This is a genomic window from Stutzerimonas nitrititolerans (genome assembly GCF_003696285.1).
Taxonomy (GTDB): domain Bacteria; phylum Pseudomonadota; class Gammaproteobacteria; order Pseudomonadales; family Pseudomonadaceae; genus Stutzerimonas; species Stutzerimonas nitrititolerans.
Map to the genome: position 1 here is coordinate 1 of NZ_RFFL01000016.1, position 20,392 is coordinate 20,392.

The window sequence follows — 20,392 nt, forward strand, 5'->3', positions numbered from 1 at the left end:
TGGCGCAGACCACCGAGGTCAAGGGCGACGGTCAGAAAGTCACCGGGTTGGTCTACAAGGACCGCACCAGCGAAGCGCTGCACGAGGTCGAGCTGGAAGGCATCTTCGTGCAGATCGGCTTGCTGCCCAACAGCGACTGGCTGAAAGGCACCGTCGAGCTGTCGCGCTTCGGCGAGATCATCGTCGACGCCAAGGGCCAGACCAACATCCCCGGCGTGTTCGCGGCCGGTGACGTGACCACGGTGCCCTACAAGCAGATCGTCATCGCCGTGGGCGAAGGCGCCAAGGCCTCGCTGAGTGCCTTCGACCACCTGATCCGGACGTCCGTACCGGCGTAAGTGACGCAAGGCGCAAAAAGAAGGGGAGCGGCCGCGAGGTCCGCTCCCTTTTTCGTTTATCCGCGCTGTCGGCTTCGTCCGACCGCCAGGTGCGATCGAAGGATAGTTAGCGCACATCCGCAGTCTATTGCTGTACAGCGAATCCTCGGGTTCGACTGCAAGCGAGCGGATGGAGCGCCGGTCGGCCGTTTCGTCATGCATCTGTCAGCAGTTCATGGAGCCATCCACAGATGATGAAAGCGGATACACCGCAGAACACCCGCGGTGCGGTGGTTACGCTGAGCAACAGAGCTCGGGAACCGCAGCACGAAGCCTCCGTACACGCCGAATTGGCCAGGCGTATCGCCGGACTCCAGGGCATGGCCTTTCTTGGTGAATATGACCCTGCCATGGATTATTCGGGGAAGCTCTACTTCGTTCCCTCCGGCACCGTCATTGGCGCCCGGCAGGCGCGCGAGCTGGGGTTGGGCGGCGAAACCGATCTGTTCGGCGGAGTGGTGCCGCAGGCGTTCGTCGAAACCAAGGCCATCTCCCATCCGCTGATCCGTCCCGACGCCGAAGCGCCGGTGGGCTGGTCCCGCCCCTTCGGCGCCCGCGTGAAGGGCTGCGTATTGCGTGGCTACAGCGCATTTTCCCTGGCGGATGCGCGCGAGGCGGGACACAGGTTGCTGCAAGAGGGGGCGCTGCGGATCAAGCCCGTGCGGGCAACCGGCGGCCGTGGCCAGCAAAAGGTCAGCGGTGTGCATGAGCTGGACGAGGCGCTGGCGCAGCTCGACGAAAAGGAGTTGCGCCAGTACGGGTTGGTGCTCGAGGCGCACCTCGACGAGGTCACCACCTTCAGTGTCGGGCAGGCCCGGGTGGCCGGCCGGGTGATCAGCTATCACGGCACCCAGCGTCTGACCCAGGACAATACGGGCGAAATGGTTTACGGCGGCTCGGACCTGCTGGTGGTCGAGGGCGGTTTCGATGCGCTGTTGAGGCTGGACCTGGATGAGTCGACCCGGCAGGCGGTGTCACAGGCCCAGGCATATGACGAAGCGGCCTCGAGCTGCTATCGCGACTTCTTCGCCTCCAGGCGCAACTACGACATCGCGCGCGGCGTCGATGGCAAGGGCCGCGTCTGCTCCGGCGTGCTGGAGCAATCCTGGCGGATCGGCGGCGCCAGTAGCGCGGAGATCGCCGCCCTGGAGGTGATCGTCCGGGGGCGCGTCGAGGGGGCCGTGCGGGCCTCTTCGGTGGAGCTGTACGGCGAAGACCCGAGCCTGCCCGCGAATGCGACCCTGATGTTCCAGGGGCAGGATGCGGAAGTCGGTTTCATCACCAAGTACGTCACGGTAGAGGACTAGAGCGGAGCCTATGGCAACTCATAGCGAAGCGGTAGACATCCTGGTCGAAGACGAACACATCGCCGGGACCTTCCTTACCCCGCCGACGAAATTGCCCGGTGTGCTGTTCGTGCATGGCTGGGGTGGCAGCCAGGCGCGGGATCTGGCACGGGCCCGGGGTATCGCCGGGTTGGGCTGCATCTGCCTGTCCTTCGATCTGCGCGGTCATGCGCAGACCCAGGCCCAGCAGCAGACGGTGACGCGCGAACAGAACCTGAAGGACCTGCTCGCGGCCTACGATCTGCTGGCGCAACATCCGCATATCGATCCCTCGGCCATCGCGGTCGTGGGCACCAGCTACGGCGGTTATCTGGCGGCAATCCTGACCTCGCTGCGGCCGGTGCGCTGGCTGGCCATGCGCGTGCCAGCGCTCTACCGCGATGAAGACTGGGTCATGCCCAAGCGCCAGCTCGACCGTGAGGTGCTCAACCGCTTGCGGCGTAGCAGGGTCAGACCCGAGGACAATCGAGCGCTGGCAGCCTGTGCCGCGTTCAGAGGCGATGTGCTGATCGTCGAGTCGGAGCAGGATAGTTTCGTCCCTCACGAGACCATCATGAGCTACCGTGCGGCTTTCCAGCAGACGCACTCGCTGACTCATCGGATCCTCCTCGGTGCCGATCACGCCTTGAGCGAAGAGAGCTGCCAGCGCGCCTATACCGACATCCTGGTCGGCTGGGCGACTGAGATGGTGGTGGGCGGGCGACTCAACCGCAGGAAGGACGAATGACCCTATGCAAGCGGGCGCCGCTGCGCATCGTCATTCCGGCGGGGTAGGCGGTTCGACAGGCCCGATGAAACCGCTCCAGCGCCGGTCGAGTACCTGCTGCTTGAGCACCTCGATGACATCGACCAGCAGTTCTTCCAGCGCCAGGTCGGTGTTCTCGTCCTGGTACACCCAGGCGTCGAAGAATTCCTCGGCGAGATTGCGCGCCAGGCGTTGGAACTGCGGACCCTGCAGACCGTCGACCGCACCCTGGATCAGGCGCGCGGCGATATCGGCCAGGGCATCGTCCAGCGTGTCGGCCAGGCGCCCGCCGAGCGGCACGCGTCGCAGGTTGCGTACCTCGCGGTTGTCGCGCAACGCCTGATGAATCAGGCTGCCCACATAGCCTTCGATGGCGCCGCGATTGTCCCGGTAGCCGTTTTCCAGCATACCCTGCAGACGCCGTGACAGGTCGTCGAGCAGGCGCTCCTTGCGTGGCTTGACGACTTCCTGCAGCAGCCGCCGGGAAAGGTCGTCGCTGGCGCCGATCTCCTGTTGCAGGCGGCTGAACAGCCGCACCATGACCCGGTCCGAGAGTTCTTCCAGCAACAGCAGGTAGTAGCGTCTGAGCAGGCCGTACAAGGCCCAGCCACGCATGTCGATCAGGCCCAGCCGCTGCAGGCGGACCAGCAACACACCAACACGCAGCACGCGCAACAACCGGAAACCACTCAGTGGAATGCAGCCGAGCACGTCGTACCAGTGTGCGAAGGGGTAGTACCACCAGCGCGCGTAGCGGCGTTCGAACAAGGCGATCGTCCAGCCCAGCAATACATCCAGGACGAAGATGGTCACGAAGCCCAGGTCGATGAGCTGGAAATTGGCGTGGATGTGCTGATCGTAGGCGGCATGCCAGGCCGGTAGCCAGGTCGCCAGGAGCTGGCTGATCGGCGCGATGGCGAACAGGCCGTCGAACAGGATCAGCCCCAGGTTCGCGCACACCAGCAGGACGATCAGCGCTTCCCAGGCGACATGCAGTCCCTCGCGCTGCCGAGCCGGAGGGGCGAGCGGCCGCTCAGGCATTCGCACTATCCGGCGCACTGGCCGCCTGCCAGAGGATTTCGGCGCAGCCCTGGCGGCGGGCGATCAGGCGGGCGGCCACGAAGAACAGGTCGGACAGACGATTGAGATAGGCGAGCCCCACCGGACGCAGGGGTTCGCTGGCGTTGAGCAGCTGGCAGCGGCGCTCCGCCGTGCGCGCCAGGCTCCGGCACAGGTGCGCCAGGGCGATCAGGCGCGAGCCGCCGGGCATGATGAAGTCCTTCAGGGGGCCGAGCTCCTGGTTCCAGCGGTCGATGGCCGCTTCCAGTCGACTGATTTCAGCCTCGTCCAGCGCCTGGTACTCCGGCATGGCCAGTTCGCCGCCCAGATCGAACAGACGGTGCTGGCAATGACTCAGCACTTCGATCAGCTCGGCGAGCCCCGGCCATTGCCCCTGTTCTTGCGCGAGGTCTGCCAGCAGCAACCCCAGCTGGCTGTTCAGCGTATCCAGCTCGCCCATGGCTTCGATTCTCGGATGGCTCTTGGGCACACGACGGCCATCTGCCAGCCCGGTTTCGCCCGTGTCGCCGGTGCGTGTGTAGATCTTCGACAGTCGGTTGCCCATGTTCGGTCCTTGTTAATAGCTGGTTGGTTCGGATGGCGTGGAGAGCGGCAGGCGCAGCGTGAAGGTACTGCCCTGTCCGGGCCGGGACTGTATCTCCATCTGGCCCTTGTGATTGTTGGTGATGATGAAATACGAAACGGAAAGGCCCAGGCCGGTTCCCTGGCCAACTTCCTTGGTGGTGAAAAAGGGCTCGAAGATACGCTTGCGGACGCGTTCGGGTATACCGCTACCGTTGTCTTCGACCTGTATTTCCGCCCAGGGCGGATTCAGACGGGTACGCAGGATGATCTGCCCGGGCACGTCGCTGCCTTTCTGGTGGATGGCCTGGGCGGCATTCTTCAGCAGGTTCAACAGCACCTGTTCCAGCTCGTTGCCGATGCAGGGGACACGATCCACCTGAGGATCGAAATCGCGAACGATATCGATGGCGCGGAAATCGAAGCCTTCGATCAGTGCGAAGTCGTTGCCGGCGATCTCCAGCGCCTGGTCGATCAGCACCGGCAACTGGCACTCGGCCAGTTGGCGATTGCTCATCCGGCTGAAACTGAGCATGTGGCTGACGATCTTGGCCGCGCGGGAGCCGGCCTGCTGGATTCCGTCCAGCAATTGCGGCACTTCGCGGCGCTGCAGGTACTGGTTGACGGCTTCCAGCTGTACGCCGGTTTCCTCGGCGCTCTTGCGGTTGCGTTCCAGCTCGGGGGACAGCCGGCGGCGGATATTCTGTGCGTTGTGCAGGATGGCGCCGAGCGGGTTGTTGATCTCATGGGCCATACCGGCCGCCAGGCTGCCGACCGACAGCATTTTTTCCGACTGCACCATGATTTCTTCCATGTTGATGCGCTCGGTGATGTCGTCGATGCGGATCACCACCCCGCGACCGCCTTGTCCCATCAGGGGATAGAGCGTCAGCGCGAAATGCCGGGGTTCCTCGTTGAGCAGCCAGGTGACGCGCTCGATCTTGGCGACCTGATGCTGCTCGGAGGCCAGGCGAATCTGCGTGAGGAAGGGCTTGAGCGGCTCGAAGGCGATGAACACCGGCTGGTTCAGTGCATCGTCCAGCGAGGTGCCGGAAAGCTGGCTGGCCTGCTGATTCCATTGGGTGACGTAGAGCTGTTCGTCCAGCGCGATGAGCGCCGAGGGCATCGAGTCGATGATGCTGTTGAGGTAATGCTGGAAGCCGGTGAGCTTCTGCTCGATCTTGCTGCGCACCTGGACTTCCAGTTCCAGCTTGCGGTTCGAATGGCGGGTCTGCTCGGCCAGCCCCTGCGCGTGATCGAAGGCTTCCTGGGCGTCGTCGCGGGCGCGCTTGAGCTGCTGCTCGCGGGCTTCCATGCGCGACAGCATGGTGTTGAAGGCATCGGCCAGGCGGCCGATCTCGTCCTGGTTCTTCGGCGTAGCGCGTAAGGCGTAGTTCTCCTCGCGAGTGACCTGGCGCGACAGGGCTTCGAGATCGCGGATCGGGCGGCTGATCAGCTGGCGGATCTGCCGCGCGACGATGATCCACAGCAGCAGGCTGACCGCGAGAATGGCCAGGCTGGCCGTCAGCGTGCCCCTGTAGAAGGCGCCTGGCAGCTCGCTGCTGGCGACCATCAGCAGATGGCCGGTTCGACCTTCGCTCGCTGGCAGCTCCACCAGCAGGCTGGCGCGTATCTCGCCGGCCCGCCAGGTGTGCACCTTTTCCAGGCGTTCCGGCAGGGCCAGTCGCTCGCCGCGCTGAAGCTGCGCGAGGCTGTTACCGGCGGCGTCGTAGATGATCGCCCCGCGCAGGGGAGGATAGTCCGCCAGGCGCGCCAGCAGAGCGTTGGCCGATGCTTCGGAGGCCAGCGCCTTGCTGCTCAATTCCTCGGTGGCGAGCAGTTCGCCGAGCGTGTGCATGGCCTGGGGGGCAACGCTCTGGCGGGAAATCCAGTAGGCGGCACTGATGAACGCGAGGTTGGAAACCAGCAGGACGGCTGCCAGCAGGACGAGCATGGCGACCAGCAGTTTGCGGCCGACCGGAAGGTTTTCGAGCTGCTGGCGCAGATTCATGGGAAGACAATGTCTGGCAGGATGATCCTGGCAGGTTAGCGGCGCCTTAGTCCCTGGGCAATCCGCGGCGATCCAGCAGCGTTTGCAGGCGCCGGTGCAGCCCGTCCAGGTGGGGCACTTTCAGGCCGATGAGCGCCGCCGTGCTGCAGGCATGGCCCAGCAGGTAGGTGATTTCGGTGCGGCGCCCTGCATGGACGTCCTGGTACATCGACGAATAATTGGCTGCGGTTGCCTCTATGACCTGTCGCACATCCTCCGCGAGCCCGGCTGCCAGCTCGGGGTAACCGTTCGCCACGAGCAGCGCGGCAAGTTCGTCGCACAGTGCATCGAGCGCCTGGGGATGGGCCCGCAGTTCGCCGTTGCGACAATCGTGCAGCACCGTCAGGGGGTTGATTGCGCAGTTGAGCGCCAGCTTGTGCCACAGGCGCCCCATGATGTCGGTGGTCCACCGATGGGGAATCGATGCCGCGGCAAGGTCTTCCAGCCACGCCGGAGCGGTTGAATCATTCGGGTCGCCCAGCCAGTTCTGCCCCTGGCCGGCGAAGGTGGCGTGGAAGCCATTCTGGCGGTAGGCGCCTTCGGTACTGGAAACGAACAGGCAACGCGCAGCGGGCCAGCGGCTGGCCACTGCCTGCTGACTGCCCAGGCCATTCTGCAGCAGCAGGATTTCGCAGGATTCGGCGAAGCGGCTGGCAACCTGGGCGACGGCGTTTTCCGCATCGTAGGCCTTGCAGGCGACCAACAGGCGGCGAATCGGCGTATCCGCTTGCGCCAGTTCGGCGGGAATTCTGTACAGGTGGGTCTGGCCGTTCTCCGTCAGTCGCAGGCCGCCGGCGTTCCGGTAGTCGTTCAGGCGATCCGGGTTGCGCAGGATCAGCCGGACGGGCAGCCCGGCGCGGGCCAGGCGGCTCGCCCAGAGAATGCCGAGACTGCCCGCACCGAGCACATGCCAGGTGGTCATCAGCCCGATTGCTTCAGCCGCAGCGGTACGATGCGTCCCGTTGCGTAGGCATCGCGCAGCAGTGACCGTGCCTGAGTGGTGACCGCCGGAGCATCGGTGGGAAAGGCGTTCGCGTCCACGCTGACCAGGCTGATGCCGGCCTTGAGCGAGACGAAGCCCTCGCTGGTTTTGAACGCCTTGAGGTTCAGGCCTTCATGCAGGCGCTTGAAACTGCTGGGTGAGCAGGCCTTGACGTCGTCGACCAGGGCCAGCAAGCCGAAATGATCTTCATCCAGGCGGCTGAGTACGTCCAATGGCCGTACTAGCTGTTGCAGGCGCCGCGCCACGCCCCGCAGCAGCTCGTGATGATATTCCTCGCCGTGCCGGTCCCGCTGGGATGCCAGTTCCTGCAGGCCGATCAGCAAATAGCACAGCGCGCCGCCGCGACTCTCGATCTGCCGCAGGCTGTCGCCCAGCTTCTGGTTCATGTAGCGCGAATTGCCCAGCCCGGTGATCGGGTCGATCAGGTTGCGCTGTTCGAGATCGTTGAGGTCTTCGGTCAATGTGCGATTCGTCTGCGTCAGGCGTTGCAGCGAACCGCAGAGGCGGTCGGCGGCATAGACCCGTGGCACCAGCTGCTCGTGCATCGCGGATTTGCTGATGAAGTCGTCCACCCCGCGGTCGAACGCCTGGCTCAGCACATCCTGGCCGTCGCGGCCGGTGAGGAGGATGACGTAGGTGTAATGGGCGGACATTTCGTCCTGCTGGCGGACCTGGGCGGTCAGTTCCAGGCCATCCATCTCCGGCATCAGCCAGTCGGCCAGCAGCACGTTGGCCGGCCGCTGTTCGATCAGCGCCAGTGCGGCGCTGGCGCTGTCGGCGAAACGAATGTCCTGGTAGCCGGCCTTGGACAGGGCGCGGCCGATCATCACGCTGGAGAATTTGGCGTCGTCGACAACCAGAATGCTGAGTTGGGGGTTGGGCATTGATGATCTCGGTCGGAAAGGCTGTCGTGTCGCCTGCGGTCAGCACCGCCAGGTTGAATGGTTATAATGATGGCGTATTTCAATCGTCAAGCACGGCGCGCTCGGTCACACCGTGGCGCCATCAATCTGGAGGAATCCCATGCCCTCGTTCGACGTGGTGTCCGAACTGGACAAACACGAAGTCACCAACGCAATCGACAATGCCATGAAGGAGCTGGAGCGGCGTTATGACTTGCGCGGCAAAGGCAGTTTTGAACACAAGGATCTGACGGTAAACCTGACCGCCGAAGCCGATTTCCAATTGGAACAGATGCTGGAAATCCTCAAGTTGAGCCTGGTCAAGCGCAAGATCGATATCCAGTGCCTGGAATTCAAGGATCCCTACCCGTCGGGCAAGACGGTCAAGCAGGAAGTGATTCTACGCGAGGGCATCGACAAGGAGCTGGCCAAGAAGATCGTCGCGCATATCAAGGACGCCAAGCTCAAGGTGCAGGCGGCCATCCAGGGCGAGCAGGTCCGGGTGACCGGCAAGAAGCGCGATGACCTGCAGGAGGCGATTGCCCTGCTGCGTGCCCATGAGTTCGGCATGCCGCTGCAGTTCAACAACTTCCGCGACTGATCCGCCACTTTTCTTCCGCTTTACCCCAGCACACCGCACGATCGGTGTGCTCTGCTTTCAGGAGTCCGTACATCATGGATGTCAATATCGAATACCTGGTCGGCCTGTCCGAGGCATGGCTGCCCATCGTGCTGCAGTACTCGGCCCAGCTGCTGCTGGCGCTGATCACCTTCCTGATCGGCTGGTGGCTGATCAACAAGCTGACGGGCAGGCTCGGCGCGCTGCTGCGTCGCCGTCAGGTCGACCCCTCGCTGCATGGCTTCATCGAAAGCCTCGCCGGGGTAGCGCTCAAGATCCTGCTGCTGATCAGCGTGGCTTCGATGGTCGGTGTGGAAACCACGTCGTTCATCGCCATGATCGGTGCGGCCGGATTGGCAGTGGGTCTGGCCCTGCAGGGCAGCTTGGCCAACTTCGCCGGTGGTGTGCTGATCCTGCTGTTTCGTCCGTTTCGGGTCGGCGAATGGATCGAGGCCCAGGGCGTGGCAGGCACCGTCCACTCCATCCAGATTTTCCATACTGTGCTCAAGAGCGCCGACAACAAGACCATCGTGGTGCCCAACGGCAGCCTGTCCAACGGCCATATCACCAACTATTCACGCGAACAGCGTCGGCGTGCGGACATCAACGTCGGCATCGCCTACAGCGCGGATATCCGGCTGGCCCGCAAGATTCTGCTGGAGATCGCCGAGGATGCGCGCGTGCTGCGTGACCCCGAGCCCGTGGTGTTCGTGACCGGTCTGGGTGAAAGTGCGGTGAACCTGTCGCTGCGCGTCTGGGTCGCCACGGGCGACTTCTGGCCGGTGACGTTCGCGTTCACCGAACAGCTCAAGGAGCGTTTCGCCGAGGCCGGCATTGGCGTTCCGCTGCCGCGCCGCGAGTTGCACGTCGTTCAGGGCTGAGCCGTCAGCCGTGCTCGGAAGACGGCGTGCTCCGCGCCGCGTCGGGGTGCTGGCGGTTGCGCGTCCATTGCCAGGCGATCAACACCAGCGTCGGCACCCCGAGCAGGGCGGTGACCAGGAAGAAGTTGCTGTAGCCGAGATGCTCCACCATCACCCCTGAATAGCCCCCTAGCAGGCGCGGCAGCAGCAGCATCAGCGAGCTGAGCAGCGCGTACTGGGTGGCCGAGAACTTCAGGTTGGTCAGGCTCGACAGGTAGGCGACGAAGGCCGTTGAGGCCAGCCCGCCACTGAAGTTGTCGCAGGAAATGGTGACGATGAGCATCTGCAGGTTCGCGCCCATCTCCACCAGCAGCATGAACATCAGGTTGGTCGCCGCCGAGGCGACGCCGCCGATGAAGAGGATCGGCAGGATGCTGAAGCGCACGATCAGCAAGCCGCCGAAGGCCGCACCGAGCAGCGTCATGATCAGCCCGAACAGCTTGCTGACGCTGGCGATCTCGTCCTTGGAAAAGCCCTGGTCGATGTAGAACACGTTGGCCATCACGCCCATCACCGTGTCCGACATCCGGTAGGTGGCGATCAGCCCGAGCAACAGCAGCGCCTGCCAGCGGTAGCGCACGATGAAGTCGGTGATCGGCGTCAGCACCGGGCCCATCAGGATGCGCCCGGGTGCCGACAGGCAGCCCCAGCAGATCAGCAGGTACATGGTGCCGCGCGGCCAGTAGCCGCCCCAGTAGGACTGGAACATACCGGTGGTCGAGACCATCAGGATGATCAGCACGATCACCGACACCGCCTGGTGGGCGAAGTCGAAGCGCGACGGGCGCTGCTTCTGCCCGGCCTGACCGAGGATATGCCGCACCGGCACCAGAAGCGCCCGGCCCACCGGAGAAATGCTGCCGAGGATGAACAGCGCGTAGAGCGTCGCCCGCGGCCAGGCCTGGGCGATCAGCGCATTGATCATCGCCGGCACGGAAATCAGCAGCACCAGCAGCAGGCCTACCGATGCCAGCTGGTGATTGAAGGTGTAGCGGGAGGGTTCGTTGGGCAACGGTGCGGCTGCCTGAGGCTCGGGGATCAGCAGGCTGGTGATCAGGCCCGGCACGATCAGCAGGGCGAAGACGATGTAGGTGGTGGTCCATGCAGCCTGGTTGTAGTCCAGGCTGCTCGACCCCAGCCACTCGGCGAGAAACAGCGCGCCGGCACTGGCCAGCAGCATGGCGATGCGGTAACCGGTCATGTAGCTGGCGGCCAAGGTGGCCTGCAGGCGATCTTCGGCGATCTCCAGGCGATAGGCGTCGATGGCGATGTCTTGGGTCGCGGAGGCGAAGGCGACAGCCACGGCCAATGCAATCAGCAGCGTCAGGTTTTCCTGAGGGTTGCACAGCGCCATGCCGATCAGGCCGACGGCGATCACGACCTGCGACAGCACCAGCCACGAACGGCGCTTGCCGAGTGCCCCGATCCAGGGCAGGCGCCATTGGTCGAGCATGGGCGACCAGACCCATTTGAAGGCATAGGCCAGGCTGATCCAGCTGGCGAAGCCGATGGTTTCGCGGGAAACCCCCGCTTCGCGCAGCCATACCGAGAGCGTGGAGAACACCAGGATCGCCGGCAATCCGGCGGCGAATCCGAGGATGAGCAGCGTCAGCGAGGCGGGGCTGGCATAGGCGGCGAGGGCGTCGCGCCAGGTTTCACGGGACATACGGCGATGATCTGTCGGCAATGGAGGCAAAAGCCGCACTCTACCCGCTGTGCTCGGATGAATGCCAGCCGTGCCGACGCACGTCCACCCGGTCGTTGACTATGGTCAGGCCCTCGGCGCGCAAACGCATGCGCTGCTCGTGACCCGCCGCGGTGCCCGCCGGCAGGCTGAGCCGGCCGCCGGCTGCGATCACCCGGTGCCAGGGCAGGCGGGTATCGTCCGGCAGTTGCGACATGAGCCGTCCGACCCAGCGCGCGGCACGGCCGAGGCCGGCCATGGCGGCCAGCTCACCATAACTCACCACCTTGCCTTCGGGAATCTGCGCCATGACCAGATAGACGGCGGCGCGGCGCGTCTGGGCATCGGCATCGGGTGGCAGCAGGGGAGATTGTTCTGTCATGGACGCGCTTCCGGTGAACTCGGCTTCCGCCTGGCGGTCATTGCTTGCTGTGACTACGGGCATAAGGATAATGCAGCCTTCCAACCCACTCGAACAGACCTTCAGTTCCCTCTATGTTTCCCAAAACCCTGCTGTGTGTGGCCCTGTCCACGCTTTCCCTGCCGCTGCTGGCCGATACCGTATGGCTGAAGAATGGTGATCGCCTGACGGGCAAGATCAGCGTCCTGGATGGCGGCAAGCTGCTACTCGAAACCGATTACGGTGGCTCGATCCCGCTGAAATGGAGTGCGATCGCGACGCTGGAAAGCGACCAGAAGCTGCTGATCAAGCAGGACGACGTGACGGGTGAAGTGGTGCAGACGATGCAGGCGTCCGAGGACGGCACCGTGGTTCTCGCCAATGGTGCGGCGCCGCGTACCGTCGAGCTGGCGAGCATCTCGCAGATCATCCATCCCAAGCCGCTGATCCAGGATTTCACCTGGAAGGGCAACATCGACGTGGCGATGGACTACAAGCGTGCGGAAACCGACACCGATGACTATGACGTGTCCTTCGACACCAAGGCGCGACATGGCCTCTGGCGACACAACGGCAACGGCAACTACAACCGTGAATACCGCGATGGCGTGACCGTCACCGACAACTGGGATGCCGAATACGCGCTCGACCGGTTCCTTGACGAGCACTGGTTCTGGCAGGGGCGCTTGAGCTACAAGCGCGACCAGATCGAAGACGTTCGCCGCCAGCGCACCATAGGTACCGGTCCCGGCTACCAGTTCTGGGACAACGAACTGGGCGCCTTCTCGCTGGCTTCGCTGATCAACCGCAGCGATTACGAGTATGCCGACGGCAGCAAGGACGAATTCTTCCTGGCGGCCGTGAAGTGGGACTACAACCGTTATCTGGTCGGCAAGACCTTCGAGCTGTTCAGCTCCGGCGAAGTCGGCAAGCCGTTGGAAGACGTGGCCGATTACGCGCTGGATGCCGAAGTCGGGCTGCGCTACAAGGTGACCGACTGGGCTTCGCTGAACATGAAGGCCGAACGGGATATCGTCAGCGGCGCCGAGAGCGAAACCGACGAAACCCGCTACTCCATCGGCTTCGGGGTGGGCTGGTAACAGCCGCAGTCCTCGAGCGGCGAGAGATCTACGTCGCTCGCCGCTCGAGGACTGCCGCGGCCTTCAGAGCCGCAGGCCGCCGTCCAGCTCCAGAATCCGCCCGGTGTAGTAATCGTTCTCGAAGATGTACGCCACCGAATGGGCGATCTCCTCCGGCTTGCCCATTCGCCGGAGCGGGATGCCCGCGGTCATTTTCTCCAATGCCTCGGGTTTCATGCTGGCGACCATTTCGGTCTCGATGAAGCCAGGGGCCACGCCTGCGACGCGAATGCCGTAGCGGGCCAGCTCCTTCGCCCAGACCACGGTGGCGGACGCCACGCCGGCCTTGGCCGCGGAATAGTTGGTCTGGCCCATGTTGCCGGCGCGGGAAATCGACGAGATGTTCACTATCACGCCTGCGCGCTGGAGTTCCACCAGCTTCGCCGCGACCTCGCGGGTGCAGAGGAACACCCCCGTGAGGTTGACGTCGATCACCGCTTGCCACTGGGCCAGGCTCATCTTGCCGATCACGCCGTCCTTGACCTTGAGCAGCAGGCCATCGCGCAGGATGCCAGCATTGTTGACCAGGCCGTCGAGGCCGCCGAAGTCCTCGGCGACCTGTGCGACCATGCCGCTGACCTGCTCTTCGTCGGCGACATTGCACAGATAGGCACGTGCGTCACCACCGGCGCTCTTGCAGGCCGCCACCGCTGCGGCCAGGCGTTCCTCGTTGAGGTCGACCAGCGCCAGGCGTGCGCCCTTGGCGGCCAGATGCTCCGCCATCGCGCGGCCGAGCCCCTGGCCGCCGCCGGTGACGATGATGATCTTGTCTTTCAGCTGCATGGCACCTCCATCCTGTCGTTCGTTGCGAGCCATGCTCGCGTTGAAACCGTTTATGCTGCGAGCCATCCAGAAGTCATTCGAGGAACCCCTGGTGAGCGCACAAGCCGTCAAGAATGCACGACAACTCCTGCTCGAGGAATACCGTGGTGTGCTCTCCACCCATTCCCGGTCGATGCCCGGTTTTCCGTTTGGCTCGGCAGTGCCTTATTGCCTGGATGCCAACGGCTGGCCGCTGCTGCTGATCAGCCGTATCGCCCAGCACACCCGCAATCTCCAGACCGACAACAAGTGCTCGCTGCTGGTGGGCGAGCGCGCGGCGGAGGATGTGCAGGCAGCCGGACGCCTCACGGTGCTGGCCGAGGCGCGGCAACTGGTCGATCCGCCAGTCGTCGAGGCTGCCGCGCGGCGCTATTACCGCTACTTTCCCGAAGCGGGCGATTACCACCGCGTCCACGATTTCGATTTCTGGGTGCTGCAACCCGTGCGCTGGCGCTACATCGGCGGCTTCGGCGCGATCCACTGGCTGGACGAGGTTGCCCTGGCCAATCCCTTCGCTGCCGGCGACGGCGCGCAGGAGCAGGGCATGGTTGCGCACATGAATGACGACCACGCCGCGGCCATCGCGCATTACGTCGAACAGGCGGGGCTGCCGGCCAGCCCACCGGCGCAACTGGCAGGTATCGACAGCGAGGGCTTTCACCTGCGTATCGGCCAGGCGCTGCACTGGCTGCCTTTTGCCGAAATCTGCGAGACGCCGCTGGCGGTGCGCCAGGCGCTGGTGGCGATGGCGCGCCGCTGATTCAGTTTCGCTTCAGCCATGCGGTGCATGATCCGCTTACAAACTGCTGGTCGCGCAGGTTGAATTCGGCCTGCCGCGCCATCATCTTCAGAACACTGGAAGCCTATCTTCCGCCAAGGATTCATGATGCGTATCTTTTTACTGCTGTTTCTGATCTTTCCGCTGGCCGAGCTCTATGTGCTGATCAAGGTCGGCAGCGCCATCGGCGCGCTGGCGACCATTCTGTTGCTGATGCTGGGCGGCATCGCGGGCGTGCTGCTGATGCGCCTGGCCGGTTTTGCCACCGCCTGGCGCGCCCGGGAGCGCCTGGCTCGCGGCGAGCTGCCCGAACGTGAAATGCTCCAGGGAATGCTGATGGCGATCGGCGGCGGGTTGTTATTCCTGCCCGGCTTCATCAGCGATGCACTGGCGCTGGTCATCCTCTTTCCGCCGACTCGCAAGCTGCTGTTCGGCGCGCTGACCCGGCGTATCGAGGCCCGTGCCCAGCGTCAGCGCGCTTTCCATGAGGACATGCAGGCCCGTTCCGGGCCGCAGCGACCGAACGTGATCGAGGGCGAATGGGAGCGTCGCGACCGCGACCAGTGACAGAAATCTTCATCAACCGGCATGCCTCTGTGCATGCCGGTTTTCGTTCATGGACAAGAAATTTTCAGCGGCACCCTTGAAATAACCTTGCACGCCCGCATGTAGCGGACACCGAAAGGTTGCTGTCGAGATTCGACAGTCCGTCTTCTGCGGCTCGCGTTGCGAGACGCAACCGGCCTTGCCGGATTTGCCAACCCGCCGATGAGATGCATCGGCATGGAACCACTCTGTTAGGAGAGATCGACAATGAAGCTTCGTCCTCTGCATGACCGCGTCGTGATTCGTCGCAGCGAAGAAGAAACCAAAACTGCAGGCGGCATCGTCCTGCCGGGCTCCGCTGCCGAGAAGCCGAACCGTGGTGAGATCGTTGCTGTTGGCACCGGTCGGGTGCTGGACAGCGGCGAAGTACGCGCTCTGGCCGTGAAGGTCGGTGATCAGGTGGTTTTCGGCCCTTACTCCGGCAGCAACACCGTCAAGGTCGACGGTGAAGACCTGCTGGTGATGAGCGAAAGCGAGATCCTCGCTGTCGTCGAAGCCTGATAACCCGCATCTCCCGTAACCAATTTCAAGATTGAGGATCAATCAAAATGGCTGCTAAAGAAGTCAAGTTCGGCGACTCCGCTCGCAAGAAAATGCTGGTTGGCGTAAACGTCCTGGCCGACGCGGTAAAAGCGACCCTCGGCCCGAAAGGCCGCAACGTGGTTCTGGAAAAGAGCTTCGGCGCTCCGTCGATCACCAAGGACGGCGTTTCCGTCGCCAAGGAAATCGAGCTGAAGGACAAGTTCGAGAACATGGGCGCTCAGCTGCTCAAGGACGTTGCCTCCAAGGCCAACGACGAAGCCGGTGACGGCACCACCACCGCTACCGTACTGGCCCAGGCCATCGTCAACGAAGGCCTGAAGGCCGTTGCCGCCGGCATGAACCCGATGGACCTCAAGCGCGGTATCGACAAGGCCACCATCGCCATCGTCAACGAGTTGAAGAACCTGGCCAAGCCGTGCGCCGACTCCAAGGCCATCGCTCAGGTGGGCACCATCTCCGCCAACTCCGACAATTCCATCGGTGACATCATCGCCGAGGCCATGGAGCGCGTGGGCAAGGAAGGCGTGATCACCGTCGAGGAAGGTTCGGGCCTGGAGAACGAACTGTCCGTCGTCGAAGGCATGCAGTTCGACCGTGGCTACCTGTCCCCCTACTTCATCAACAAGCCGGACACCATGGTGGCCGAGCTGGACAGCCCGCTGCTGCTGCTGGTCGACAAGAAGATCAGCAACATCCGCGAACTGCTGCCTGTGCTGGAAGCCGTTGCCAAGGCTGGCCGTCCGCTGCTGATCGTGGCCGAGGACGTCGAAGGCGAAGCCCTGGCCACTCTGGTCGTGAACAACATGCGTGGCATCGTCAAGGTTGCCGCGGTCAAGGCCCCGGGCTTCGGCGATCGCCGCAAGGCCATGCTGCAGGACATCGCCATCCTGACCGGCGCTACCGTGATTTCCGAAGAAGTCGGCCTGAGCCTGGAAACCACTACCCTGGAGCACCTGGGTAACGCCAAGCGCGTCGTGCTGAACAAGGAAAACACCACCATCATCGATGGTGCTGGCCAGCAGGTGGACATCGAAGCCCGCGTTGCGCAGATCCGCAAGCAGGTCGAAGAAACCACTTCCGACTACGACAAGGAGAAGCTGCAAGAGCGTCTGGCCAAGCTGGCCGGCGGTGTTGCGGTGATCAAGGTCGGTGCCGGTACCGAAGTCGAGATGAAAGAGAAGAAGGCTCGCGTCGAAGATGCCCTGCACGCTACCCGTGCAGCCGTCGAAGAAGGCGTGGTGCCTGGCGGCGGTGTCGCGCTGGTTCGCGCTCTGCAGGCCATCTCCGAGCTCAAGGGTGACAACGAAGACCAGAACGTCGGTATCGCGCTGCTGCGTCGCGCCGTCGAGGCTCCGCTGCGCCAGATCGTCGCCAACGCCGGCGGCGAGCCGAGCGTGGTGGTCGACAAGGTCAAGCAGGGTTCGGGCAACTACGGCTTCAACGCCGCTTCCGACACCTATGGCGACATGATCGAGATGGGCATCCTGGACCCGGCCAAGGTCACCCGTTCCGCGCTGCAGGCTGCGGCCTCCATCGGCGGTCTGATGGTCACCACCGAAGCCATGGTCGCCGAGAGCGCCGATGAAAAGGCCCCGGCCATGCCTGACATGGGTGGTATGGGCGGCATGGGTGGCATGGGCGGCATGATGTAAGCCACCCCACCTGCTGTACCGAAAAGCCCCGCCTCGTGCGGGGCTTTTTCGTTTCCGGGTGTTCTGTTGCCGGTCGGCAGGCGGCAACGCGGAGCACGCTTTCGCGCCTTTGGTCGCCTTGTAAGGTGATTTCTTGATTCATGAGCTAGGGTCTTGTTGTTCATAGGAAAACAAGGGCAGGACCATGACGCTTGCAATCGCACGGGTGGTGTTTATCGCAGCTGCCCTGGGCATCGCCTCGCTGGCTGCGGCGGCCTGGATCGAGCCCGGAACCCAGGTGCTACAGAGCAACGAGCGCGGCTATTGCCCGCTGCCGCCCAGTGCACGGCAGGTGGCGGCTCCGGTACGGCCCGATCACGATCTGCTGCTGTTCATCTACAGCCTGAGCCAGCGCGGCTTTCTCGGCTGATCGCTGCAGACGCAAACGAAAACGCCCTCCTGCCGTAAGGCGAGGAGGGCGTCGGGTGTCGCTCGATCAGGCCCGGTGGTTGTACTTGCCCAGGTCCATGTGACGGTTCACGTCCTTGTACAGCAGGTAGCGGAACTTGCCGGGGCCGCCGGAATAGCAGGCCTGCGGGCAGAAGGCGCGCAGCCACATGTAGTCACCGGCCTCCACCTCGACCCAGTCCTGGTTCAGGCGATACACTGCCTTGCCTTCCAACACGTACAACCCGTGCTCCATCACGTGAGTCTCGGCAAAGGGGATGACTCCGCCCGGCTCGAAGGTCACGATGTTCACGTGCATGTCGTGGCGCATGTCGCTCATGTCGACGAAGCGGGTGGTCACCCAGGCGCCATTGGTGCCCGGCATCGGAATCGGCTCGATGTCCTGCTCGTTGGTGACGAAGGCTTCCGGATGCGCCAGCCCTTCGACCGCCTGGTAGTACTTGCGGATCCAGTGGAAGCGAGCCGGCTGGCCGCTGTTGTTGCGCACCTTCCAGTTCGCTGCCGGCGGGATGAACGCGTAGCTGCCGGGGCGCATGACGTGGGGCGTGCCTTCAAGCGTCAGGGTGAACTCACCGTCGACCACGAAGAGGACACCCTCGGCGTTCTTGTCCAGTTCGGGCTTGTCGCTTCCGCCGCCGTCGGCCAGTTCCACGATGTACTGGGAGAAGGTTTCGGAGAAGCCGGACAGCGGACGGGAAAGAACCCACATGCGCATGTTGTCCCAGAACGGCAGATGGCTGGTGACGATGTCACGCATCACGCCCTTGGGGATGACCGCGTAGGCCTCGGTGAACATTGCGCGGTCGGTCAGCAGTTCGGTCTGCGCCGGATGCCCGCCCGTGGGGGCGTAGTACTTGGTGTTTGCCATATAACTCCCGTCATCGGTTGTTGTTGCCCGCCAAACTTAGCAGAGAGCGCTGAGGCTGACCGAAAGGAGCTTGGCTGGGCTTGGTAAAGGAGCTTCTGGCGTATCGTATACAATTGTTCTGTATATGGCTATATATTGTATCCAATCTGTGCGCCGAGCTAGCTGCCTGACCCGTTTCAGCAAAAACCATCGTCAGCTCAGGCGATTGGTGAGTGCGCTGAGGCGGCCGGACAGATCATGCAGCTCCCCGCTGATATGTTCGCTGCGCTGCACTCGTCGCTGGTTATCGGTGGCGATCTCGGCCAGCTCGGTAAGATTGCGCGAAATTTCCCCGGCCACCAGTGTCTGCTCTTCGGCCGCGCTGGCGATATGCCGGTTCATGTCGCGGATGGTTTCCACCGCATCGGTGAGGTTGGCGAGGGTTTCGCCAGCCTGGGCCACCTGACGCACACCTTCCTCGCTGCTGCGCTGGCCATTGTCGATGGCCTGTGCCGCTTCGCCGGCGCGGCGCTGAACGGCCTCGATGATGGCATTGATTTCCAGGGTGGACTCGGCTGTTCGTCGCGCCAGGTTGCGCACTTCGTCGGCCACCACTGCAAAGCCACGTCCCTGCTCGCCCGCACGTGCGGCCTCGATGGCGGCATTGAGTGCCAGCAGGTTGGTCTGGTCGGCAACCCCACGGATCACCGCCAGCACGCTGCCGATGCGCTGACTGTCGTCCTCCAAGGCATGGATCACGCTGGCAGTACTTTCTATCTCGCGGCGAATGGCCTCGATGCTCGCCACCACACCCTGCATGGCCTGTTCGCCCTGGCGGGTAGCGAGGTCCACCCGTGTGGCCGCTTCTGCCGCGCCGCGTGTATGTGCGGCCACTTCCTGAGCAGTAGCGGACATTTCCTCCATCGCCGTGGCTGCCTGGTCGGTGCGCTCGGTCTGCACCCGGGCCCCCTCGGACATTTCATGGGCCACCGCACCCAGCTCGTTGCTGGCGAATTCCAGGTCGGCACTGCTGCGTTGGAGGTTGCTGAAGGTCTCGGCGAGAAAGGCCTGCAGCACGTTAGTCGCGGCAGCGAGGCGGCCCAGTTCGTCCTGCCGGCCTTCAGCCACCGGCTGGCCGATCCTGCCGTGGCTGAGATTGGCGATATGGTCGATCAGCATGCCTATCGGCATGACCAGGTTGCGGTTGATCAGCCACAGCCCGAGCAGGGCAATCAGTACGCCAGCCAGGATCATCAGCAGCGTGCCGAACATGATCGAACGGTCGGCCGCCGCGCCGATCCGGGCGGATTCGCGCTGGGCCGCTTCACGCAACTCAACGACCAGGGCGCTCAGTTGCTCGCTGGTGGCACGGTCGATGCCGCGCACGGCGGTATCGCCGATTGTGGCATCGTTCGAGGCGACGAAGGCTTCAAGGCCCCTGCGGTAGCTTGCGCCCAGCGTGCGGTGTTCAGCCTGCAGCTGCCGAATCTGCGTCGCCAGGGCCGTGTTGCCCTGGCTCAGCACGACCAGCCGTTCGAGAATGACCTGCACCTGGCTTTCCTGGTCTTCGAAGCTCCCCCAGTACTTTTCCCGGTCGCCGGGCGAGCCACCGCGTAGCAGCACGTTCTTCCACTCCTGGACCTGTACCTTGAACTTCAGGTTGGCCTCGTCGACCAGGCGTGACGCCTCCAGCGGGCCATCGAGTAGCCGTTGGTAGGCGGTGATGTTGCCCGACAGGAAATGGAAGCTGCCCAGGGCAAAGATCAGCATCGACAACAGGCTGGCGCCGATGAGCGCCAGGAGCTGTGCACGGATAGAGCGATGCAGAAGCATGGAAGGTCCTGACAGAAAAGCTGATAGAGGTTTGGCCT

Annotated in this window: 21 protein-coding genes; 11 read left to right on the top strand and 10 right to left on the bottom strand. The window is 63.6% G+C overall.

Features of this window, described 5'->3' with window-relative positions; all coding sequences use genetic code 11:
- The 3 genes from EA795_RS17760 to EA795_RS17770 all read left to right on the top strand — a co-directional run.
- The coding region (locus EA795_RS17760; RefSeq protein ID WP_158601302.1) for an FAD-dependent oxidoreductase at positions 1-338 on the top strand (338 nt) is incomplete at its 5' end.
- A 230-nt stretch (positions 339-568) separates the two neighbouring features.
- Positions 569-1,684: a DUF3182 family protein gene (locus EA795_RS17765; RefSeq protein WP_122078736.1), complete on the top strand. Its 1,116-nt coding sequence runs from the start codon at positions 569-571 to the stop codon at positions 1,682-1,684.
- A gap of 10 nt (positions 1,685-1,694) precedes the next feature.
- Positions 1,695-2,450 (top strand): alpha/beta hydrolase family protein, encoded by a 756-nt coding sequence (locus EA795_RS17770; RefSeq protein WP_122078738.1) that lies wholly within the window; start codon positions 1,695-1,697, stop codon positions 2,448-2,450.
- 30 nt (positions 2,451-2,480) lie between these two features.
- On the opposite strand, the gene EA795_RS17775 is transcribed toward EA795_RS17770, so the two are convergent.
- Genes EA795_RS17775 through EA795_RS17795 form a run of 5 tightly spaced genes read right to left on the bottom strand, consistent with a single transcriptional unit; the run spans position 2,481 to position 8,046 of the window.
- A complete protein-coding gene (locus EA795_RS17775) occupies positions 2,481-3,509 on the bottom strand; it encodes an ion transporter (protein WP_122078739.1) in 1,029 nt (342 codons plus the stop codon).
- On the bottom strand, positions 3,502-4,092 hold the full coding sequence (locus EA795_RS17780) for a cob(I)yrinic acid a,c-diamide adenosyltransferase (RefSeq protein WP_122078741.1): 591 nt from the start codon (positions 4,090-4,092) through the stop codon (positions 3,502-3,504). The genes EA795_RS17775 and EA795_RS17780 overlap by 8 nt, the downstream gene beginning before the upstream one ends.
- 12 nt (positions 4,093-4,104) lie before the next feature.
- Entirely contained in the window at positions 4,105-6,120 is a 2,016-nt protein-coding gene (locus tag EA795_RS17785) for a sensor histidine kinase (RefSeq protein ID WP_122078743.1), read from the bottom strand.
- Positions 6,121-6,166: 46 nt separating this feature from the next.
- Entirely contained in the window at positions 6,167-7,081 is a 915-nt protein-coding gene (locus EA795_RS17790; protein ID WP_122078744.1) for a putative 2-dehydropantoate 2-reductase, read from the bottom strand.
- Positions 7,081-8,046 carry a GGDEF domain-containing response regulator gene (locus EA795_RS17795; protein WP_058077803.1) on the bottom strand — a complete coding sequence of 322 codons (966 nt, stop codon included), beginning with the start codon at positions 8,044-8,046 and terminating at the stop codon, positions 7,081-7,083. Before EA795_RS17795 ends, EA795_RS17790 begins: the two co-directional genes overlap by 1 nt.
- Positions 8,047-8,185: 139 nt before the next feature.
- Here EA795_RS17795 and EA795_RS17800 point away from each other — a divergent pair, with 139 nt between their 5' ends.
- Positions 8,186-8,665, top strand: coding sequence for a YajQ family cyclic di-GMP-binding protein (locus EA795_RS17800; protein ID WP_014853774.1), 480 nt, complete (start codon positions 8,186-8,188; stop codon positions 8,663-8,665).
- A gap of 74 nt (positions 8,666-8,739) precedes the next feature.
- A complete protein-coding gene (locus EA795_RS17805; RefSeq protein WP_058074154.1) occupies positions 8,740-9,564 on the top strand; it encodes a mechanosensitive ion channel family protein in 825 nt (274 codons plus the stop codon).
- A gap of 4 nt (positions 9,565-9,568) precedes the next feature.
- Here the strand turns inward: EA795_RS17805 and EA795_RS17810 are convergent, their stop codons facing one another.
- Positions 9,569-11,269, bottom strand: a complete 1,701-nt coding sequence (locus tag EA795_RS17810) for an AmpG family muropeptide MFS transporter (protein ID WP_014853772.1) — start codon at positions 11,267-11,269, stop codon at positions 9,569-9,571.
- A 40-nt stretch (positions 11,270-11,309) separates the two neighbouring features.
- Positions 11,310-11,669 carry an MGMT family protein gene (locus tag EA795_RS17815; RefSeq protein WP_122078746.1) on the bottom strand — a complete coding sequence of 120 codons (360 nt, stop codon included), beginning with the start codon at positions 11,667-11,669 and terminating at the stop codon, positions 11,310-11,312.
- A gap of 113 nt (positions 11,670-11,782) precedes the next feature.
- Here EA795_RS17815 and EA795_RS17820 point away from each other — a divergent pair, with 113 nt between their 5' ends.
- Positions 11,783-12,787: a DUF481 domain-containing protein gene (locus EA795_RS17820; protein ID WP_058077801.1), complete on the top strand. Its 1,005-nt coding sequence runs from the start codon at positions 11,783-11,785 to the stop codon at positions 12,785-12,787.
- Between the two features lie 63 nt (positions 12,788-12,850).
- Here EA795_RS17820 and EA795_RS17825 read toward each other — a convergent pair whose 3' ends face one another.
- Positions 12,851-13,609 (bottom strand): SDR family oxidoreductase, encoded by a 759-nt coding sequence (locus EA795_RS17825; RefSeq protein ID WP_014853769.1) that lies wholly within the window; start codon positions 13,607-13,609, stop codon positions 12,851-12,853.
- Positions 13,610-13,700: 91 nt separating this feature from the next.
- Between EA795_RS17825 and EA795_RS17830 the strand changes: the two genes are divergently transcribed.
- The 5 genes from EA795_RS17830 (at position 13,701) to EA795_RS17850 (ending at position 17,636) form a co-directional block, all read left to right on the top strand.
- Positions 13,701-14,408, top strand: coding sequence for a HugZ family pyridoxamine 5'-phosphate oxidase (locus EA795_RS17830; protein WP_122078821.1), 708 nt, complete (start codon positions 13,701-13,703; stop codon positions 14,406-14,408).
- Positions 14,409-14,534: 126 nt separating this feature from the next.
- Complete coding sequence (locus EA795_RS17835; protein ID WP_014853767.1) at positions 14,535-14,993, top strand: FxsA family protein; 459 nt, start codon at positions 14,535-14,537, stop codon at positions 14,991-14,993.
- A gap of 246 nt (positions 14,994-15,239) precedes the next feature.
- A complete protein-coding gene (locus EA795_RS17840) occupies positions 15,240-15,533 on the top strand; it encodes a co-chaperone GroES (protein WP_014853766.1) in 294 nt (97 codons plus the stop codon).
- A 47-nt stretch (positions 15,534-15,580) separates the two neighbouring features.
- A complete protein-coding gene (groL, locus tag EA795_RS17845; protein ID WP_014853765.1) occupies positions 15,581-17,227 on the top strand; it encodes a chaperonin GroEL in 1,647 nt (548 codons plus the stop codon).
- Between the two features lie 184 nt (positions 17,228-17,411).
- A complete protein-coding gene (locus EA795_RS17850) occupies positions 17,412-17,636 on the top strand; it encodes a hypothetical protein (RefSeq protein WP_014853764.1) in 225 nt (74 codons plus the stop codon).
- Positions 17,637-17,702: 66 nt separating this feature from the next.
- On the opposite strand, the gene EA795_RS17855 is transcribed toward EA795_RS17850, so the two are convergent.
- Both EA795_RS17855 and EA795_RS17860 read right to left on the bottom strand, forming a co-directional pair.
- Entirely contained in the window at positions 17,703-18,542 is an 840-nt protein-coding gene (locus EA795_RS17855) for a bifunctional allantoicase/(S)-ureidoglycine aminohydrolase (protein WP_122078747.1), read from the bottom strand.
- 192 nt (positions 18,543-18,734) lie between these two features.
- A complete protein-coding gene (locus EA795_RS17860) occupies positions 18,735-20,354 on the bottom strand; it encodes a methyl-accepting chemotaxis protein (RefSeq protein WP_122078749.1) in 1,620 nt (539 codons plus the stop codon).
- Between the last annotated feature and the right edge of the window lie 38 nt (positions 20,355-20,392).

Bases quoted from the DNA above. Each gene is read 5' to 3' on its own strand.
- EA795_RS17835 (WP_014853767.1), top strand. From the start codon at position 14,535: ATGCGTATCTTTTTACTGCTGTTTCTGATCTTTCCGCTGGCCGAGCTC.
- EA795_RS17770 (WP_122078738.1), top strand. From the start codon at position 1,695: ATGGCAACTCATAGCGAAGCGGTAGACATCCTGGTCGAAGACGAACAC.
- EA795_RS17780 (WP_122078741.1), bottom strand. From the start codon at position 4,092: ATGGGCAACCGACTGTCGAAGATCTACACACGCACCGGCGACACGGGC.
- EA795_RS17825 (WP_014853769.1), bottom strand. From the start codon at position 13,609: ATGCAGCTGAAAGACAAGATCATCATCGTCACCGGCGGCGGCCAGGGG.
- EA795_RS17840 (WP_014853766.1), top strand. From the start codon at position 15,240: ATGAAGCTTCGTCCTCTGCATGACCGCGTCGTGATTCGTCGCAGCGAA.
- EA795_RS17815 (WP_122078746.1), bottom strand. From the start codon at position 11,669: ATGACAGAACAATCTCCCCTGCTGCCACCCGATGCCGATGCCCAGACG.
- EA795_RS17785 (WP_122078743.1), bottom strand. From the start codon at position 6,120: ATGAATCTGCGCCAGCAGCTCGAAAACCTTCCGGTCGGCCGCAAACTG.
- EA795_RS17790 (WP_122078744.1), bottom strand. From the start codon at position 7,081: ATGACCACCTGGCATGTGCTCGGTGCGGGCAGTCTCGGCATTCTCTGG.
- EA795_RS17850 (WP_014853764.1), top strand. From the start codon at position 17,412: ATGACGCTTGCAATCGCACGGGTGGTGTTTATCGCAGCTGCCCTGGGC.
- EA795_RS17810 (WP_014853772.1), bottom strand. From the start codon at position 11,269: ATGTCCCGTGAAACCTGGCGCGACGCCCTCGCCGCCTATGCCAGCCCC.
- EA795_RS17800 (WP_014853774.1), top strand. From the start codon at position 8,186: ATGCCCTCGTTCGACGTGGTGTCCGAACTGGACAAACACGAAGTCACC.
- EA795_RS17805 (WP_058074154.1), top strand. From the start codon at position 8,740: ATGGATGTCAATATCGAATACCTGGTCGGCCTGTCCGAGGCATGGCTG.
- EA795_RS17795 (WP_058077803.1), bottom strand. From the start codon at position 8,046: ATGCCCAACCCCCAACTCAGCATTCTGGTTGTCGACGACGCCAAATTC.
- EA795_RS17860 (WP_122078749.1), bottom strand. From the start codon at position 20,354: ATGCTTCTGCATCGCTCTATCCGTGCACAGCTCCTGGCGCTCATCGGC.
- EA795_RS17820 (WP_058077801.1), top strand. From the start codon at position 11,783: ATGTTTCCCAAAACCCTGCTGTGTGTGGCCCTGTCCACGCTTTCCCTG.
- EA795_RS17855 (WP_122078747.1), bottom strand. From the start codon at position 18,542: ATGGCAAACACCAAGTACTACGCCCCCACGGGCGGGCATCCGGCGCAG.
- groL (WP_014853765.1), top strand. From the start codon at position 15,581: ATGGCTGCTAAAGAAGTCAAGTTCGGCGACTCCGCTCGCAAGAAAATG.
- EA795_RS17765 (WP_122078736.1), top strand. From the start codon at position 569: ATGATGAAAGCGGATACACCGCAGAACACCCGCGGTGCGGTGGTTACG.
- EA795_RS17775 (WP_122078739.1), bottom strand. From the start codon at position 3,509: ATGCCTGAGCGGCCGCTCGCCCCTCCGGCTCGGCAGCGCGAGGGACTG.